The 2,895-nt window shown below is 58.9% G+C and carries 3 protein-coding genes; all 3 read left to right on the top strand.

Translation table 11 applies throughout. The features are described from left to right. Nucleotides 1-575: TRAP transporter substrate-binding protein DctP (gene dctP / locus JJ869_RS23030; protein ID WP_292271237.1), on the top strand; the 575-nt coding region annotated here is incomplete at its 5' end. A 55-nt stretch (nucleotides 576-630) separates the two neighbouring features. Next, nucleotides 631-1,131 (top strand): TRAP transporter small permease, encoded by a 501-nt coding sequence (locus JJ869_RS23025; RefSeq protein WP_292271234.1) that lies wholly within the window; start codon nucleotides 631-633, stop codon nucleotides 1,129-1,131. Next, a complete protein-coding gene (locus tag JJ869_RS23020) occupies nucleotides 1,128-2,420 on the top strand; it encodes a TRAP transporter large permease (protein WP_292271230.1) in 1,293 nt (430 codons plus the stop codon). The genes JJ869_RS23025 and JJ869_RS23020 overlap by 4 nt, the downstream gene beginning before the upstream one ends. The last annotated feature ends 475 nt before the right edge of the window (nucleotides 2,421-2,895 follow it).

Below are 2,895 nucleotides of genomic sequence, written 5' to 3'. Positions count from 1 at the left end.
CGCCCGAGGACATGGCGAACACCAAGTTCCGTATGGGTGGCCCGATCCAGGAAAAACTGTTGACCGCGCTGGGTGCGGTTCCGGTCGCCGCTCCGGCCACCAAAGCTTACGAAATGCTGGAAAGCGGCGTCATCGACGGGTCGCTGCACACCATGGAGTCGGTGGTCAACTTCCGCCTCGAAGACAGCCTGAAGCATCACACGATCTTCCCGAACGGTTTTTATGACGCGACCTTCTTCGTGGTCATGAACGGTGCCAAGTGGGACGGTCTGAGTGCCGAGGACAAGGCCGCCATCGAAAGCATTAGTGGCGAGACCCTGTCTGCCGCATGGGGACGCAACTTTGACGCACAGAACCCGGCAGCGGTGGAAAAACTGAGTGCAGCCGGGCACGAGATTGTCGAGGCCTCGCCCGAACTGATCGCGGCTGTCGATGTCATCTATGGCGAGATGGTTGGCGAGTGGGTCGATGCGGCCAAGGCGGCGGGTGTCGAAGACCCGCAGGCGATGCTGGATTTCTACGGTGAGACCTACCGCGCGCTTGCCGCGCAGGCCGCAGCACCGGTGTCTCAGTAAGCAATATCGCGGGGGCCGCACACCGGCCCCCGTTTTCTTGGGGAGGAGGCCCATCATGCTGCCTTTGGCATGGAAAATACGCCGTGGCGTGGAAACGGTGATGGCACTGTTCCTGCTGGCCATGGTGGCGCTGACATTTGCCGATGTGATCGGACGGCGCTTGGTCGGCAAACCGATCTATGGCGCGAATGACATCACCGAACACCTGATGGCGCTTGTGGTCTTTGCCGGTTTGCCTTTGGTGACCGCTGCCGGGGCGCATCTGACCATCGACCTTGCCGACAAACTGGTGAGCCAGCCGTGGATGGCCTGGTGGCGGGGTTTGGTGGCTGTTCTGGTGACGGTGGTGCTGGCTGTGATCGCGTGGCTTTTCGTCAAACACGGTCTGAACGCGTCGCGGATCTCCGAGGTGAGCCAGGCGCTCCGTGTGCCGCGCGGCCCGCTTTATTTCTTCATGGCGCTGAGCTGCGCACTGTCGGCCCTTGCCGCCCTGATCGTCGCGGTCACCGGCCCGATGATCGATCCCAAAGACACCCACGAGGAGGAAGCGCTATGATCGTTGGATCCATTGCCATGATTACGGCCATTCTTCTGGCCTTTCTGCGCGTCCCTTTGGCGATTTCGCTTCTGGCGGTGTCTGTTGCCGGGATCGGGTTCGCGATCAACTGGAACATCGCGTTTCAGCTTTTGCCGCTGACGATCTCGGACGCGGTGCTGTCCTATGATCTGGCGGTGGTGCCGATGTTCATCCTGATGGGCAACGTCATCTCGAAGACCGGTATCGCGCATGATCTCTTTCGCGCGGCTTATGCCTTTGTCGGCCATGTGCGGGGCGGACTTGCCCTGTCCACGATGGTCGCCTGTTCGGGCTTTTCCGCCGTGTGCGGGTCGAGCTATGCGACGGCGGCGACCATGGCCAAGGTCGCCTATCCCAGCATGAAGAAGTACAGGTATTCCGACGAGCTCGCCTCGGGCACCATCGCCGCGGGGGGAACGCTGGGCATCCTGATCCCGCCGTCGATCATCATGGTGGTCTACGGTATCCTGACCCAGACCAATATCGGCGACCTGTTCATCGCAGGCGTTGTTCCCGGCCTGATCGGGCTGGCGCTGTACATGCTGGCGATCCGGGTCGTTGCGGCCCGCAACCCCGAACACGCACCGCAGGGCGAAACAACCGACTGGCCGGAGCGGATCAAGGCCCTGTCGGGCATCTGGCCGTTTGTCCTGCTGTTCGGGCTGATCATCGGCGGGCTATATGCCAAGCTGTTTACTCCAACCGAAGCTGCAGGGATGGGTGCAGGTCTGGCGATCTTGATCGCGACCTTCCATGGTCGTCTGACATGGAAAGTGTTGCGCACAGTGATCATCGACACCGCCTATACCTCGGTCTCGCTTTACGCGGTGCTGTTCGGGGCCCTGATGCTGTCCAAGCTGCTCACGCTGTCGGGCCTCGCTGCCGGGGTTCTGGCACTGGTGCAGTCCACCGGGCTGGAAGGCTACGCTCTGATCTTCGCGATCATGCTGGTGTTCCTTGTCCTAGGCTGCGTTATGGATTCCATGGCGATCATTCTGATTTTTGTGCCGCTCTTTGCGCCCATCGTCGTCTCGCAGGGGTTCGACCTTGTTTGGTTCGGCATCATCGTGATCGTCGTGACCGAGATCGCGTTGGTGACACCGCCCGTCGGAATGAACGTTTTTGTCCTCAAGGCGGTTTTGCCCGAGGTTCCGGTCGTTCGGATTTTCAAAGGGCTGGTGCCGTTTATCGCTGTTGATGTCGTTCGTTTAGGGCTGCTGGTGGCGTTCCCGGCGATCACGCTCTGGTTGGGTTCTACAATAGGGTAGGAATTCATTTCAGGATCGCCTTCAGAATGCGCTGCAGGTTGCAAAGACGGAGCGCATTTTGATCGGCACTTCTTTGAGCACCATTCTGTATATGCAACAGAAATGATCCCCGCCATCTGTTCACTTGAAGACAGAGGGGATCATTCAAGTTCTTTTCCCTGTGGGCAGTTTTGATGAAGCGCCAAACGAAGATGTGGTCGGATTGAAAATCCTCGTGTCGGTGGTTCGATTCCGCCCCCGGGCACCACTTTTCCGAGTTCGACGTACACGCGTGATCGGTCGGGAACCTACCGTCGAGCTGAACCGCGCCGGGTTTGCCGGAGGCTGATTTGTCTTAGTTAGTCCGTCCTGAACAACGCCCAAGCTGTTGATAATGAATGAATAAACTGTGATTCCTGTAGCCATTTCCCGCAGGGTTTTGTATTATTGCATTGAAAACCCTGCAATTTGGTCTTGCCATGAAGCACCGTAGTCG

Source organism: Marivita sp. (genome assembly GCF_017643905.1).
In the GTDB taxonomy this organism is placed as follows: Bacteria; Pseudomonadota; Alphaproteobacteria; order Rhodobacterales; family Rhodobacteraceae; genus Marivita.
This window is presented reverse-complemented; position numbering and strand designations above follow the sequence as displayed.